The organism is Lysobacter sp. FW306-1B-D06B, assembly GCF_038446665.1.
Lineage (GTDB): Bacteria > Pseudomonadota > Gammaproteobacteria > Xanthomonadales > Xanthomonadaceae > Lysobacter_J.
On the sequence record NZ_CP151802.1, the window covers coordinates 336,338 to 352,002 of the forward strand.

Consider the following 15,665-nt stretch of genomic DNA (forward strand, 5'->3'; position numbering starts at 1 on the left):
ATCGCTGCGAATTGCCCACCGGGGCGGCTTTTGGCACGTCGTCCGCGTTGACCGGCCCGGGAGCGGCGACGATAATTCCGCGGTTCCGGCGACCGTTCCGCGGTTCGCCTCATCAGTGTTTCGGAGCCCAGCTACATGAGCCAAGCCCGCGTCCTCGGCATTGTCGGCATCGTCGCATTTGCGGCCGCCGCCGTTGCCTATGCCCAGACCACCGTCAATCCGGTCCCGAACAACGCGCCGGTCCAGCAGGCACCGCTGAACACCGCGCCGGAGAAGACCGTGTGGGGCGACGCCAAGGCCGGCGCCACCAAGGCGGGCACCTGCGCCGCGTGCCACGGCCTGGACGGCAACCCGACCGATCCGCAGTACCCGCGCCTGGCCGGCCAGAGCGAGCGCTTCATCGCGCACCAGATCGCCCTGTTCAAGACCGGCGAGCGCAACACGGGCATGGCCGCGGTGATGAAGCCCTTCGCCGATGCCCTGTCGGCCCAGGACGCGCGCGACATCGGCGCCTACTTCGCGACCCAGAAGGCGGGCGCGGGCGTGGCCGACGACACCGTCATCGCCACCGGCCCCAACGCCGGCAAGAAGTTCTTCGAAGTCGGCCAGCAGCTGTTCCGCTCGGGCGACAAGGCCCGCGGCATCCCGGCGTGCATGGCGTGCCACGGCCCGGACGGCGCCGGCAACCCCGGTCCGGCCTACCCGCACATCGCCGGCCAGCAGGCCGCCTACACCCAGCGCCGCCTGGAGGAGTACCGCGCCGGTACCACCGTCCAGCGCGATGCCCACCTGTTCAACGTGATGGCCGGCGTCGCCAAGCAGCTCACCGACGAGGAAATCGGTTCGCTGTCGAGCTACCTGCAGGGCCTGCACCCGAGCCGCGACGACGTCGCCGCCGCCGGTACCCCGGCCGTCGTTGCGCCGGCCGCCGCCCCGGCGCCTGCCGCTCCGGCGGAGAAGCCGGCCGAGCCGGCCGCCGCGCCGGCCACGGGTTCCTGACCTTCCGGAACTTCCGCCGGTGACCTCGGTCAGAGGCGGTACTCCTTCGTTGTCTGGTTGCGCCGGCCGTGATTCCACGGCCGGCGTTTTACTTTCCGGCCCACCTTCGCGAGAACGCCGATGACCCGCCGCCCCGTGCTCCGTTCGCTCCTGCTGCTCGCCCTGCTCCCGTTTGCCGCGCTGGCGGCCGGAGCGCCCCAGCCCGCACCGGTGGAAGGCACGGACTACGAGGTCATCGAAGGCGGGGCGCCGTTCGCGCCGGTCAAGGGCAAGGTCGAGGTGGTGGAAGTCTTCGGCTACACCTGCCCGCATTGCGCGCACTTCCAGCCCGAGGTTTCGGCCTGGGCGCGCAAGAACGCCAAGACGGTGAGCTTCGTGCCGCTGGCGGCGCCGTTCGGCGGCTACTGGCAGCCCTACGCCAAGGCGTACTACGCGGCTCAGGCGCTCGGCGTGGTGGAGAAGACCCACGACGCGATGTTCCTGGCCCTGCACACCGACGGCAGCCTGCCGATCCGCAATGCGACGGAGAGCGAGATCGCGACCTTCTACGCCAGGTACGGCATCGATCCGGCCAAGTTCGCCGCCGCTTACGACGGCGCCGACGCCGCACAGCGCCTGCAGAAGGCCGACCAGTTCATCCGCCGCAGCGGCGTGGAAGGCACGCCGACGCTGGTGATCAACGGCAAGTACCGCGTGACCGCCCGCAACTTCGACGACACGCTGCGCATCGCCGATGCGTTGATTGCGCGTGAACGCGACGGCAAAACGCGCTGAGCCGTGTGTCACCGGCCCTGCGCGGCCGGTATCCTTGCCATCAACCCCGCGCCGGCGTGCCCCTGGGTGCGCCGGCGCTTCGCTTCCAGCCTTTGCGGAGACTGTCTGCATGAAATCGCGCCTGCCTCATCTCGCGGTGGTCCTGACCGGACTGCTGGCCCTGTCCGCCTGCTCGAAGCAGGCTCCGGCTCCGGCCGAAACGGCCGCCCCGGCGACACCGACCGCCGCGCCGGCTGCGCCCGCCACCGCAACCGCTCCGGCCGCAGCTCCGGCTGAAGCCGCCGCCACGCCGGCCGCCGCACCCGCCGCCGCCGCGACGCCGCCGGAAGGCCCGGCGCCGGTGCCGGGCACCGACTTCATCGAGATCGCGGGCGGCCAGCCGTACGAGCCCACGGGCGGCAAGATCGAAGTGGTCGAAGTCTTCGGCTACACCTGCCCGCACTGCGCGCACTTCGAGCCGCTGGTGGAGTCGTGGAAGGCCAAGCAGCCGTCCGATGTGAAGTTCATCGCGCTGGCCGCGCCGTTCGGCGGCTACTGGGAGCCCTACGCGAAGGCGTTCTACACGGCGCAGACGCTGGGCGTGCTGGACAAGTCGCACCAGGCGATGTTCAACGCGATCCACGTCGACCGCTCCCTGCCGGTGCAGCCGCTGCCGACCGACGAGCAGATCGGCGAGTTCTACGCCAAGTACGGCGTGGACGCCAAGCAGTTCGCCAGCACGATGGAAAGCTTCGCCATCAACGCGAAGATGAAGCGCGCCGGCCAGTTCATCGCCCGCAGCGAAGTGGACTCCACGCCGTCGATCGTGGTCAATGGCAAGTACAAGGTCGTCGGCAAGAACTTCGAAGACACCCTGCGCATCACCGAGCACCTGGTCGCGCAGGAGCGCGCGAAGGCCGCCGGCGGTGCGCCGGCCGCTGGCGGCCAGTAACCGCCGCACACGCGTCATCGGAATGGACACCCGCCGGCTCCGCCTGCTCAGCGCGAACATCCAGGCGGGGTCCAGCACGCGCGGCTATCACGACTATGTCGCGCGCAGCTGGTCGCACGTGCTGCCTGCGGGCAACAAGCGCAACAGCCTGGACGCGATCGCGCAGCTGGCCGGCGAGCACGACATCGTCGGCCTCAACGAAAGCGATCCGGGCAGCCTGCGGTCGGGTTTCACCAACCAGACGCATTACCTCGCCCAGCGCGCCGGCTTCGATTACTGGAGCCACCAGCCAAACCGGCGCGTCGGCGGCGTCGCCTCCAGCGCGAACGGCCTGCTGAGCCGGCTGGAGCCGCGCGAAGTGATCGACCATGCCCTGCCCGGCCGCATCGCCGGGCGCGGCGTATTGCTGGCGCGCTATGGCGAAGGCGACAAGGCGCTGCTGATCGCGGTGGCGCATCTCTCGCTCGGCGCGAACTCCCGCGCCGCGCAGCTGGGCTTCATCGCCGAGCTGCTGCACGACCATCCCAATGCCGTGTTGATGGGCGACTTCAACTGCTCCATCGACCGTCCCGAAATGCGCGCCCTGTTCCGCAACACGCGCCTGCAGCCGCCGGACGGGGAAGTGTTCACGTTCCCGAGCTGGCGCCCGCAGCGTGCGATCGACCACATCCTCGTCGGCGACGGGTTGAAGGTCTCCAATGCGCGCGCACGGCCGGCGGCGTCATCGGACCATCTGGCGCTGTCGATCGACCTGCACGTGCCGGACAGCGCGTTGCGGTGATTGCGCGCGATGCGCGCCTTTGGGCGCGGCTTGCATCGGTATCGACGGACCGTCTCATCCATTCGCCTAACCCCGCCCCAAACAAAACGGCCGGTGGCGAACCACCGGCCGTCGTGTTTTCAGTGCTGCGATCAGGCGATCAGAAGCGATAGTCCGCGCTGACGTACCAGAACGCACCCGGCAGGTCGTACGTACCCGCGTCGTAGCCGTTGAGCGAGCAGGTCAGGCACACCGGCGGCTCCTTGCCGAAGACGTTGTTCACGCCGACGGTGAGCTTGAGCTTGTCGACCATCGCGTTGTTCCAGTTGAACTGCAGGTCGTGGTACGTGGTGGAACCGAGCTTGTTGAACTCCGGCTCCGGATTGCCCATGCAGCCCGGGGCCTGCGACACCGGCACGTTCGAGCACAGCTCGTCGACGGAGGCGATGTAGCGCACCGTCCAGCCCACGTTGAAGTCGCCCAGCGTCCAGCCGGTCTGCAGGTTGGTCTGCCATTCCGGGATCGCGCTGTCGTTCACTTCGATGCCCACTTCGCGCTGCGACTTGTTGCCGTCGACGTCGACGGCCTCGTAGTCGTTGACGTAGGTGGACTGCAGCGACGCGCTCAGACGGCCCCAGCTGAAATCCGAAGTCGACCAGTTGACCTTGAAGTCGACGCCGTCGGTTTCGATGCGGCCCAGGTTGTCGAGGAAGTTCTCCGGCGGATTGAGGTTGCCACCGGCGCCGCGGGTGAACGGCGTGCAGTTGACCGAGTTGACGCCGCCTTCGCGCAGGCAGGTTTCGAGCAGGGCCTGGATGTCACGGGCCTGGATCGCGTCGTCGATCTTGTGGTGGTAGTAGCTCACTTCGAAGTCCAGGCGCTGCGACCAGTCCAGCCCGCTCGCCCAGCTCGGCGCGTACACCACGCCGAAGGTGTAGCTGTCGGACTCTTCCGGCTGCAGATCCGGATTACCACCGGTGAAGGTGGTGATCTGCGTGTTGGCCTGTTCGAAGTTCGGCGGCGCACCCTGCGCCGCGCAGCCCGCCGCGAAGGACGGATCCGCCGGGCCCGGGCTGCCGGTCGAACCGCAGGGATCGACCAGCGTGGCGCCGAACTGCGTCAGGCCGTACAGCTCGCCCAGGTTCGGCGCGCGGAAACCCTGCGAGTACGTACCGCGGACCACGATGTCTTCGATCGGCTGCCAGCGGAAGCCCGCCTTGCCGGTGGTGGTGCTGCCGAAGGTCGAGTAGTCGGAGTAGCGGATGGCCGCCTGCAGGTCCAGGGTCGACAGCACCGGGAACTGGAACTCGGCATACAGCTCGTCCACGTCGTACGACGAGGACACCGGCGCGGCGAACGAGTCCTGCGATTCGCCGCTCTGGCGCAGCGGATCGGGGTTGAACTTGCCGCGGTAACGGCGGTGTTCCGCGCCCGCCGCGAAGCCCGCGGTGCGATCGCCGATGTTGAACAGGTCGCCGGTGACGTTGGCCGAGTACAGATCCAGGATCTGCTCGGAGGAGTCGATCTGGCGCGTGCGGATGTAGTCGATCATCGCCTGCGTCATCGGACGGCCCTGGCCGCCGAAGATGTCCAGCGGGACGCAACCCGGCACCTGCGCGCAGATCGCCGGATCACCCAGCGCCAGCTTCATCTTGGCGACGTTGTAGCCGTTGAGGAATTCCTGCGTCGCCTTGTTGTCGGCGTGCGCATAGTTGAAATCCCAACCGTAGCTGCGCGTGCCCAGCTGGAACGTGCCGTCCAGGCCGACGTTGAAGTACAGCGTGTCGACGTCCTGGTTGAAGATGCGCGGACCGACTTCGACCGGGCGACGCGTCGCGACGAGGAAGTTGGAGTTCGCATCCAGCGTCAGGCCGAACGGGTTGTACGGGTTGTTGGCGTGGATGCTGATGGTGTCGGCGATGCCGCCGGTGCCCGCACCCGGACCGACGAAGATCGGCTCCGGTGCCGCCTGGTTGGTCGAGGTACGGTTGTTGTACAGGCCCTTGACGTGCAACCGGGTGTTCTCGGTGACGTCGTAGTACACGCTGGCGAAGATCGACTTGCGCTTCTGCGGCGTCAGCAGCAGGTTGTACGGCGCGAAGTTGAAGCGGTCGGCGCCGCCGAAGCTGTGGTACGTGCCGCCGTTGGGATTGCCGGGCACGAACGTCGGCGTGGTGGTGCCGTTGTTGAGCGTGACGTCGTACCAGTTCTCGGTGTCGGCATCGCAACCGCCGGCTGCGGTGGTCGCGCGGGACGGATCGCAGAAGAAGAAACGGCCCTGCGGAATGCCCGAGCTGCCGCCGCGCACGCCGGTGCCCGGCGTCGGGAAGGACGACTGCTCCCACGAACCGGAGCTGATCTCTTCCTGTTCGAAATAGCTGGCCGTGAACACCGCCGACCAACGATCGCCGCTGCCGCCGAGGGTCAGGTTGGCTTCGGTAGTTTCGCCGCCGTCTTCGTACTCGCCGTAGTAGGCGTGCACTTCGGCGCCGTCGAAATTGCGGCGGGTGATGATGTTGACCACGCCGGCGATGGCGTCGGAGCCGTAGATCGCGGACGCGCCGTCTTCCAGCACTTCCACGCGCTCCACGATGGCCAGCGGAATGGTGTTGAGGTCGGCGCTGCCGCTCACGCCCGAGGCGGAGGACTCGTTGACCCAACGCACGCCGTCCACCAGGACCAGGGTGCGCTGCGAACCGAGGTTGCGCAGATCGACCTGCGCGGAACCGGCGCCGATGCCGCCGCCGTCCGGCGGATAGCCGAAGTTGCCGGAGGAATTGAACTTGGCGTTGAGCGCCTTGCCGCTGGAGGTCAGCTGCTGGAGCAGGTCGCCGACCGTCTGCAGGCCGGTCTGGTCGATCTTGGCCTTGTCCAGCACGAACACCGGCTGCGCGGTGACCGCGTTGGTCTGGCGGATGCGGCTGCCCGTCACGGTGACCGTGTCGAGCGTGGTGGCCGAGCCCGTGGTGGCGGGCGGCGTGGTCTCCTGCGCGGCGGCCAGGCCGGGCAGGGTCAGCAACAGCGACAACTGGATGGCTCTCGTCAGCGATTGACGACGCATGGCTTTCATCGACTCTCTCTCCCTCGAAATAACGAATGAACAGCGCTTTCGCCGTCTCCCCTGCCCGGACGGCTCCGTAGGTTGTAAACAATTCGTGAAGCGGCCACAAGCGGCAAAGAGTAAGACGCACTTTCGGCACACTTCCCCGAAGATCCCTCGCTTGCCCCGGCCCGAGCTTAGGTCGGTGTCCGCCGGCAAAGCGGGACCCGGGCGCTGCTTCGAGAAAGATTCCCGCCCGGCGCTGACCACGGGCCCATGGAAATCAACGACTTGGGGCTTCGCGCCCTTCGCTCAGGTTCACCTTGCGATGGGCCGGCCCGGGGGTGCCTGGCCCGGGCGAACGCGCCCACCCCTCCCGCAACCGGGGGGGACTTTCACTCATGTTTCACGACCAGACTCGCATTTACCCCTTACCGTTCAAGGAGATCTGTCATGTCACGGCTCGGACTTTCGGTTCTCACCATCGCCGTCCTCGGACTGGTCGCCTGCAATCGCACCCCGGCGCCCGAGGCGACCGTGACCACTCCCGCTTCCACTCCCGCCACGGCGTCCACACGGGCCTACACGGACCAGGACATCAGCGACGCGTACATCTACCTGCTCTCGCGCCTGCTCGTGCTGAGGCAGCAACAGCTCGACTTCAAGGAAGGCTTCAGGTGGAACGAGCTGCGGCACCGCAAGCCGGGCGGCGTGGACTGGCCGAACCCGAATCTCGACGTCGCGTATTCCGAAGCCTGGGTCGCGGTGGACGAGAACAGCTGCACGATCGTCACCCTGCCGAAGATCACCGGCCGCTACTACACCGTGCAGTTCCTCAACGGCTGGGGCGAGACGCTGGCGAACATCAACGAGCGCACGCAGCCCAAGGGCGCGGGTGAGTACGCGGTGTGCCTGAAGGGCGCGAACGTGCAGCTGCCCGCCAACGTCACGCGCATCGACCTGCCGGTGAAGTACTCACGCGTGCTGGCGCGCATCGAACTCGGCAAGGACTGGGATGAAGCGGTCGCGCTGCAACACAAGATCACGTTCCGGGCGACCGGTTCGCCGACGCCGCCGACGCTTCCCGCCGTTCCGGATTTCGCCATCGCCAAACCACCGGGCGTGGAAGCCTTCGAGCTCGCACCGGCCGTGCTGGACAGCGAAGCCGACCTCAATCCCGGCATGGACGCGGTGCGCGCGAAGGTGCTCGCGATCGCGCAGGGCGTGAAGGATCCGCAGGAACGCGCGCGCGTGGACCAGGTGATTCGCGACAAGGCGCTGCCCGACTTCTTCAAGGCATCGAAGATCCTCGGCCACGGCACCGTGCGCAACCAGTGGGTGCGCCCGTCCACGGTGGGCGTGTACCACGACGACTGGCTCACCCGCAGCCTGGTGAACCAGGGCGGCATCTGGGCCAACACGATGGACGAGGTCGTCTATTACAAGGGCGGCGTCGACGCCGACGGCGCGAACTTCAACGGCGACCACGTGTACACCATCACCTTCCCCAAGGACGCGTTGCCGCCGAGCTTCGCGAACTATTTCTGGTCCGTGATCGCGGTGGACGGAACGAGCTTCCGCGTGCTGCCCAATCCGCAGAACCGCTTCCTGCTCAACAAGCAGTCGAAGCTGGAGTACGGCAAGGATGGTTCGCTGACGCTGTACTTCGCCGCCGAGAAGCCCGCCGATGCACCGGAAGGCAACTGGCTGCCGACGCCGCGCGGGCAGGACTACCGCCTCACGTTCCGCTTCTACGGACCGAAGGGCGGCGTCGCCGATGGCACGTACTTCCCGCCGCCGGTGATCAAGCGTTCCTGATCGCCTCATGAGGCCGGCGGTGAAGGTCGCCGCCGTCCGAGCTTCTATGCCTGTTCCAGCATGGCCGCCGCCTCATGGATGCGATGAGGCGGCCGATCGTGCGGCTGCGTCGCCGGTGCATCCGCGGCGGCGGCGCGATGTTGGCTTCCGCGCGTCCTGACGTTCAGATCGAATTCCGAGCGTTTCGCGCCGATGACTTCTCCGGTGCGGCTGGCGGTCAGGATCAGCAGTGCAAGGCGCTCAATGCAAGCGTGCGCTGCACTCTCAACGCCCTCATGAAGTGCGGCGCGTCCGCAGATGCCGGCGACTTCCATATGGACCGGGAGGCATCGATGACATGTCCCGTGCGCGAGCACGACACCAGCCAGGTCATCCCGCGTGTTACTAATAACAACATGCGCCCAACACCGGCTTTCAACGGTAGGGGCCGCGTGCGGCGCACAAACCGTGGCGATATTGAGCTAGAGCGCGGATGCGCAGGGCAGGCCGAAGATTTCGTCGCCGTATTGCCGCCGCAAACAACGCAGACGGGCCCATGTCGCTTTGTGAACACCGTGAGTCCAAGGCGCCACGCCACGCCACGGCTCGCCCGCTCCGGGGTGACTCGGAAACGACAAACGGCAGGGGATGCCTGCCGTTGTCTGATCGCCAGCTGCGAGCGGGCGACCTACTTGTAGTCCATCGTAAAGACCGCGATTCCCTGCACCTTGCCCGGCGTGATGGTGCCGGTGCGCACATAGCGGGCCTTGAACGGAATATCGACCGTCGAGTTGCCCGGCAGCACGTCCTGAACCTTGAACTTGTTGGTCACCGGATTGAAGCCGATCGCCGAGCCATTGCGCACGATCTGGATGGCGATGCCTGTCGCGGTGGATGCGGATGTCAGAGAAAGCGCCGTACTCACGTTACCCGGCGTGGTCTGGTCGGTGAGCGACATGTTTACCTCGGTCTTGGTGCCGGCGTCTCCGCCAGAGCAGGCAAGATTGACCTGGAAATCCTTTTCCTTCGCGGTCGAACTGATGCTCGGGAAATTGGAAGTCTCCGCGTTGTCCAGCTTGACCACTACATTCTGCGTGGACACCTCACAGGTCGGATTCTTCGGGGTTATGACGAAGCTCCCGTTCCAGACATAGTCTTCATACTCGGCAGGAGCTCCCACTCCCCCGACCTGATGCACATTCCATTGGGCAAATTTTCCAGTCAAAGTACCGCCCTGTGAAATGGGGCCGGTTTTGATGAGAGTGACCGTCACCTGGTGAGCCCCAACACCCTGGCCCCAACCGTACGTGTAAGTTGTTGGCCAGAGGGCGTTGGTGACCGAGCCTGCAGTAAATCGCACTGTATACCCGATTCCCGGTATCCCAGAATCGTAGATATTGCTGCCTCGGTACGGCTGGGAGCCCACGAAATCGATCGTTGCCGGGCTCGGCCAGGCACCGGTGCAAGCTCCACCGGCGCTGGCACCTACATCGACCGTTCCCGACCACAGGTCGCGGCCCACAGCTACTGAGGGATCGATTTGGGCTGGTGCTGGAGGCGTTAGATATGAGACCTGGGGGGTGCTGCATATAAAAGCCGCTTCGGCGTCGGGTGCATAGCCATGAAGCACCACGGCACCGACCACCAAGAGGAGAGTCTGAAAGAGTTTGTTCATGGGTTTTCTCAAAGTGGTGTGGCGCGTGCCCGCTGGCGACAGATGGATCCCAGAATTGCTTCGATCAGTGACACGTCGCGTCCACGTACTTGATGACGGTGTAAGTCTTGTCCTTGTCGCATGCCGGAAACGAGGAGCAGACCAGGCATGGCTGGTCGGTGGATGTATCTAGGGACGCATCGTCGAGGCGCCCCCGATTTAGCGACGGTGCTACTCATCGCGCACTACACGCGATGACCGCAGGGGATCCCTGCGGTCGTCGGCAAGGCGCACGAAGGCGTGGCCTTCCTGCCCGGGAAACTCTGCCGTTGTCGTTTCGCCGGTTCACCGCAAGCGACTTAGTGGTACGTGAAAACGAACGTGGCCATCGCGTTTGCAACGCCCGGCGTGACCGGTCCGGTCTGGACGTAACGAGCCGCCATCGGGAACGAGTACGAGCCATTCTGGATGGTGCCCAGCGCGATGCTGTTGGGTTTGTCCAATCCATTGGTGGGCGCCGTACCGAACGTGACAGGCGTGCCACCCTTCAACAGCTGCACCTTGACGCCGGTGGCGGTGGATGCGGAAGTGAGCGTCAGCCTGTCCGTCGTGTTCGTCGTATTCGTTGCGTCAGTGAACGTGACGGACATCTGCTGCGTTTTGTTGGCGGGGACACCACCGGAACACCCTACGTCCATCGTGAAGGGCACCGCATTCGAGTACCCGTCGTCCGTAATCGAGCTGGCCTCGATCCGGCCCATATTCACCACTTTGTCCGCTACGGTCGGCGCGCAAGTAGGCACACTCGGGGTAACGTGAACTTCGCCGCTCCAGACTAGGCTGAGAAATTGTGATCCCCCTGGGATGCTGAAGTAACCTGCAAACTCACCACTCATGGATCCCGATGAAATCGGTCCAGTCTTGACCAGCTCGACCGTGATCATGCACCCCGGCGACAACTGCGTCCCGCCACTCATAAGGGTCGCAGGCCACCACCCTAGGGGGGCGCAAATGGGATGTTTGATAGCAAGGCCCACGCCGGGGATGCTGCTTGGGTACACCGGACGACCTTTCAGCATGATGGGCGCCGGTGCCGTCGTCCCGCGACTTACGTCCCCAGCTTTCCCCGGAAAAAAAAAACGCGTAGCTGTTGGATTAGTACTATTCTCGACGGCGGCCTGAGGCTGTTGAGTGGATGCGAAGGTGTCACCCTCGTCGATCGCGTCTGGATCAAATTGACCGGAATCGAACGCCGGGAACCTGATTCTATACATCTGTCCGTCCGTGCTCATCGGGAACGTGCAGTCACCAGCCGCCTTGGCATGCTGTGGGACCCACAGCGCCATCGCGAGGCCGAGGGTGGCGATCATCTTGAACATGGTGACACTCCGGGTACCGGCTTGAGCCGGCACCACGATTGGGTTGTACTCGATGGCTGCGGTGGATGCGTCAGCGCGCATGGCACACGCCGTTGCTGATCTGGGCGATGCCGTTGGCGCTCTTCGTGGCGGCCGATGCGTTCCAGTCGATCGTGCACTGGCCGTTGCCGTTCCACATCACCGACAGCGCAACGCTGTTCTCGTCTGGCAGTCGAACGAATGCCTGACCGCCCTGACCCACGTAGCCGACCACGTTGCCGGCGCTGTCGCGCACCTCGGCTCCGAACGGAAGCGGGTTGCCGTTATCCTGCTGCGCCTGGATGAGGTAGGTGGCACCGCTGGTCGTCTCGAACGTGATCGGCACCACGGCGCCGGCACGCGGCGCGACTTCGTAGCGGGACTCGCCGAGTTCCACGTCCATCGACATGCCAGCGGGATCCAGGGACACGTCGTTCATGCGGTACGGCATCAGGCTGTTCACGATGCCGTAGCCACGACCGTCGATCTTGCTGATGCCGTCGTTGAGACGCGCGCCCTTTGCACCCTTCGCCTGGACAACGCCGATGGTGTCGCCCAGGGACTGCGCCAGCGTGATACCGCCACGGTGGATGACGAGGCCGCCGGACGCGTTGACCGAGGCCGAGTTGTAGCCGCTGCCCTGGGTGTAGGACGCGCCCAGGATGTTGTACGGCGTGCGCCAGCCGACATTCGCACCGACGCTGTCGGTGTTGTTGTCGTTGAAGTTGCCGTTGACACCGTAGTTGAACTGGCTGCGATCGCCCGCCGACCCGCTGACCCGGGCCTGCACGCCGTTGCCATCGCGTCCATGGGAGCCCGCCACGCTCAACATGGGCGTGTGGCTCGTGCGGCCGCTGCCGCCCAGCGGCACGGACAGCGTGAAGTAGTAGCTGTTGTCGTAGTCGCCACCGGCCACGCGCGCCCGGTTGGCAGACACGCCATAGGTGAGGTTGCGGTAGCGGTTGTTCCAGCCGAGCTGGTAGCTGGTGTCGACCGAACGATCGGCGTCCCAGTAATCGTTGCGCGAACCGGAGACGTACAACGAACCGGCGCGGTCGCCCAAGCGCTGGCTGAGCATGATGTCGAACTTGCTGCGCTGGCGGCCGGCGCCTTCCATCACGCCACCGGCCAGTGCCCCCGTGCGCACGTCATCGTCGAGGCGCACTGCGTCGCCCAAGCTAAGGAAGCCCTCGGTCGAGTAGCGGTATGCCGCCAGGGTGAAGTTGGTGCTGGTGGAGGGAACGGCCTTGCTGTACGTGACGCGGGCGCTGTAGCCGCTCTGGTCGCCGCCGTTGCCGCTGAAGCGGGTGCGCGCACCGGTGATGTCGGCCGCGAAGGCACCGACGGGGGTGCTGACCGCGGCACCGATCAAGGCGGCGCGGTACAGGTCGTTGCCGGCCGCCTGGACACCGGCGTACGCCGTCAGCGCGTTGTTGATGCCACGCTGGTAGGTGCCCTCGACGAAGATCGGCGCATCTTTGACCAGCCCTTGGTCACGCACTTCGCCCGCCGTGGCGGAGAAGCGTGAGGTGCCCGCGCGCAGGAGCTGCGGCACGGCGGCATAGGGCACGGTGAAGGTCTGAACGCGGCCGTCGGCCTCGCGCACCGTGACCTCCAGATCGCCGCCGTAGCCGACGGCGCTGAGGTCATTGACCTCGAACGCGCCCGGCGCTACGGTCGTCTGGTACAGCACGAAGCCGGCCTGACGCACCTCGACGGTGGCGTTGGTTTCCGCGGTGCCGCGAATGATGGGAGCGTAGGTGCGCTGCGAGTCCGGCAGCATGCGCTCGTCGCTGGCCAACTGCACACCGCGGAAGCCGACGGAGTCGAACAGCTGACCCGTGGTGAACGTGTCGCCCACAGTCAGCTGCGCCTTCAGGCGGTCGACGTCGTGCTGAGCGTAGGTGCGGATGCTCTGGAAGTCCGAGTTGCCGTCACGGTTCCACTGGTAGCTCGACTGATTCCGGATACGCCAGCCGCCGAGGTTCAAGCCCGCGTCCAGACCGAGGTAGCCCGACAGGTTGCTGTCATGGCCATTGCGTTGCGATTGATTGCCGCTGGCGGTATAGCCAAGCGTGAACGCATTGACGCCGCGGTCCCACAGACTCGGATCCACCCAGCCGCGTGGATCGTGACTCATCGAAATTTGAGGCACGCTGACGCGCAGGCTCAGATCACCCGCATCGGCGTAGACGGTGGCACCGGGAACAAGCGCGGGGAGATCGAGGCAGTCGCCGTCCAGATTCGCGCCTTCGGCCTCCAGCTTGCCGACATTGACGCCCATCGTGGTGAGCAGCGTGCGGGTAAAGCAGGCTTTGGTGTCGCTGCCGTCGTCACGGAATGTGACGGTCTCGCGCGAGAGAAGATACTCGTTGACGTAGAGGTCAACGCGCTGCGCACCCGTGGGCATCGGATTGCCGCGCTCGAAACGGCTCAAGTCGGCGGCGGCGGCGGTCGCACCACCGAGGAAGCCCGCGTTGAATTCGACCTGTGCGGGACCCGGCTCCGGCGAAGGATTGGGCGAAGGATCCGGCGCTGCCACCGCCGCGAACGGAGCCATTGCGGCGAGGATGCACACACCGATGCGCTTGCGACGCAGCCCATAAGCAGCGGCTTGATCCTGAAGAGTTTCGAGCGAGGCAGTGAACATGGCGTTACCTGGCGGGGATTGGGCCCGCGCAATAGCGGCAGGCCAGGAATTCGGGACAAACCTTTCCTAGCCCCTCGTGGAGGGACTGGGGATGTTCGGGTGGGGAACTAGTTGCGAAGTGCGCCTGGCTCAGCGCGTGTAGGCGGCCTCGTGCTCAACCGTCGCGCCGTAGTCATTGATGTAATGGAAAACAATGCGGCCGCTATCTGCGCCATTTTCCAGCGGGAAGGTCTGACGACCCATAGCCGGGCACATGCCGCCGTTGTCGCCGACCTTCGTTGGATCCTTGGCGTCCTTGAGGCGGACATACGTCATGGACACGTTGTACGGCGTTGCATTCGTGCACTCGACGGCGAGCTTGTCTCCCTGACGCACCATGCGCCAGCCAAGCTGATCGACCGATGCTTCGGGGCTACCCTGCAACGTCGTCGGGCGATAGAAAATCTTGATGCGCGTGCGCACCGCAAACTGCAAGTAATTGCTGTCTTGGTCAGCCTTCGGGGCCGGCGGAATCTCGAGCACGTTCAGGTAGAACACGGACTCGCGGTCCTGCGGAAGCTGGGCACCGGTGAACATCAGGCGCAGTGCTTGGCCCTTGCCCGGATCGATGCGCGAAATGGGAGGCGTGATGAGGAACGGAGCCTTGCTGGTCTCAGGCGATTCCTCCGGGTTGCCGCTGTCCGTCCATGACTGGATCAGGCGTGGCACGTCGCCCTTGTTCGTCACCTGGACCGTGACTTCACGGTGGGAGGCCGGATAGATGACTCGCGTGCCCACAATCTGGATGCCGGCATGCGCGGCGGAAAGACCACCGACCAGGGTCAGGACCAGCGCGGACAGCGTGCGTGAAAGGGTTTTCATGGCAACTCCGATGAAGCGGACCTTCGAATCCAGTACAAGTAATGGTGTGGCCGGCTAAGCCGGCCACACCTTTGCAACGCTTGAAGCGATTACTGGTACGACAGCACGTACGTGGCCTGCGCCTTGACCTTGCCCGGCTGGGCGGCGGCGGTGGCGAAGTACTGCGCCGAGTACTGCAGCTTGGCCTGGCCGCTCACGAACGGGGCGGTGCTGGTGTTCGCGCCCGTGTACAGGTTGATCGCCGTGGAGGCCTGGTTCAGCAGCTGGACCTGCACCATGGCCGGGCCGGTGGCATCGATGTTCTTGAGGTTGCCCGTGGCCGAGTCGATCTTGGTGGCGTCGTACTGGAACCACAGCTTGGCGAGCTTGCTGGTATCGCACACGTCACCGGCGTTGCCGCCGACGTTCACGGTGAAGCCCTTGGCACCGGCGACGGAGTTGGCGGCCGGCAGGCGGTCCTTGTGAACCGGGGCCAGGTCGACGGTGAAGTCGGCGCCGCCGCTGGTGTTTTCGCCGCCGCTCACGGTGCAGGTGCCATCAAGGACTTCGCCGTTGATGGTGATGGTGCCGCCCGAAGCAGCGAAAGCGGACGGAGCTGCGACGACGCCGAGGACGGCAACCATAGCGGAGGAGAGGAGGATCTTCTTCATTGCAATTTCCTATGCGTTACTGATGGGTGGGTAGGCCGCAGAGGTAGTTCTTGCCGTGATTGGCTTGCCCTAGCGACAGGGCGTATCTTGGCCACCAGGCTGACTGGGACCCATCGGACAGTTCCTAAAAATTGCGTAAAGCGGATCTCGCT

General features: G+C 65.5%; 12 protein-coding genes. 5 read left to right on the plus strand and 7 right to left on the minus strand.

All coding sequences use genetic code 11. The annotated features are described in order from the left end of the window. Positions 1 to 135 precede the first annotated feature (135 nt). The 4 genes from AAFF32_RS01570 to AAFF32_RS01585 all read left to right on the plus strand — a co-directional run bounded on the left by AAFF32_RS01570 (position 136) and on the right by AAFF32_RS01585 (position 3,485). Positions 136 to 999 carry a c-type cytochrome gene (locus AAFF32_RS01570; protein ID WP_216965545.1) on the plus strand — a complete coding sequence of 288 codons (864 nt, stop codon included), beginning with the start codon at positions 136 to 138 and terminating at the stop codon, positions 997 to 999. Between the two features lie 120 nt (positions 1,000 to 1,119). After that, the gene (locus AAFF32_RS01575) at positions 1,120 to 1,773 is read left to right on the plus strand and encodes a thiol:disulfide interchange protein DsbA/DsbL (RefSeq protein WP_342316256.1); all 654 of its coding nucleotides are present in this window, start codon (positions 1,120 to 1,122) and stop codon (positions 1,771 to 1,773) included. Between the two features lie 109 nt (positions 1,774 to 1,882). Then, positions 1,883 to 2,704: a thiol:disulfide interchange protein DsbA/DsbL gene (locus tag AAFF32_RS01580; protein ID WP_342316257.1), complete on the plus strand. Its 822-nt coding sequence runs from the start codon at positions 1,883 to 1,885 to the stop codon at positions 2,702 to 2,704. Between the two features lie 43 nt (positions 2,705 to 2,747). Next, positions 2,748 to 3,485 carry an endonuclease/exonuclease/phosphatase family protein gene (locus AAFF32_RS01585; RefSeq protein WP_216966116.1) on the plus strand — a complete coding sequence of 246 codons (738 nt, stop codon included), beginning with the start codon at positions 2,748 to 2,750 and terminating at the stop codon, positions 3,483 to 3,485. Positions 3,486 to 3,624: 139 nt separating this feature from the next. Here the strand turns inward: AAFF32_RS01585 and AAFF32_RS01590 are convergent, their stop codons facing one another. Then, positions 3,625 to 6,534 (minus strand): TonB-dependent receptor, encoded by a 2,910-nt coding sequence (locus AAFF32_RS01590; protein ID WP_216965540.1) that lies wholly within the window; start codon positions 6,532 to 6,534, stop codon positions 3,625 to 3,627. Between the two features lie 423 nt (positions 6,535 to 6,957). Between AAFF32_RS01590 and AAFF32_RS01595 the strand changes: the two genes are divergently transcribed. After that, positions 6,958 to 8,322 (plus strand): DUF1214 domain-containing protein, encoded by a 1,365-nt coding sequence (locus AAFF32_RS01595; RefSeq protein WP_342316258.1) that lies wholly within the window; start codon positions 6,958 to 6,960, stop codon positions 8,320 to 8,322. Between the two features lie 44 nt (positions 8,323 to 8,366). Here AAFF32_RS01595 and AAFF32_RS01600 read toward each other — a convergent pair whose 3' ends face one another. The 6 genes from AAFF32_RS01600 to AAFF32_RS01625 form a co-directional block, all read right to left on the minus strand. Beyond that, on the minus strand, positions 8,367 to 8,636 hold the full coding sequence (locus AAFF32_RS01600) for a hypothetical protein (RefSeq protein ID WP_342316259.1): 270 nt from the start codon (positions 8,634 to 8,636) through the stop codon (positions 8,367 to 8,369). A 353-nt stretch (positions 8,637 to 8,989) separates the two neighbouring features. After that, on the minus strand, positions 8,990 to 9,976 hold the full coding sequence (locus tag AAFF32_RS01605) for a fimbrial protein (RefSeq protein ID WP_342316260.1): 987 nt from the start codon (positions 9,974 to 9,976) through the stop codon (positions 8,990 to 8,992). A 338-nt stretch (positions 9,977 to 10,314) separates the two neighbouring features. Then, entirely contained in the window at positions 10,315 to 11,334 is a 1,020-nt protein-coding gene (locus AAFF32_RS01610; protein WP_342316261.1) for a fimbrial protein, read from the minus strand. A gap of 70 nt (positions 11,335 to 11,404) precedes the next feature. Continuing rightward, the gene (locus AAFF32_RS01615) at positions 11,405 to 13,912 is read right to left on the minus strand and encodes a fimbria/pilus outer membrane usher protein (protein ID WP_342316262.1); all 2,508 of its coding nucleotides are present in this window, start codon (positions 13,910 to 13,912) and stop codon (positions 11,405 to 11,407) included. Between the two features lie 219 nt (positions 13,913 to 14,131). Next, positions 14,132 to 14,863 (minus strand): fimbria/pilus periplasmic chaperone, encoded by a 732-nt coding sequence (locus AAFF32_RS01620; protein ID WP_342316263.1) that lies wholly within the window; start codon positions 14,861 to 14,863, stop codon positions 14,132 to 14,134. Positions 14,864 to 14,952: 89 nt separating this feature from the next. Beyond that, positions 14,953 to 15,513, minus strand: a complete 561-nt coding sequence (locus tag AAFF32_RS01625) for a fimbrial protein (protein ID WP_342316264.1) — start codon at positions 15,511 to 15,513, stop codon at positions 14,953 to 14,955. Positions 15,514 to 15,665 lie beyond the last annotated feature (152 nt).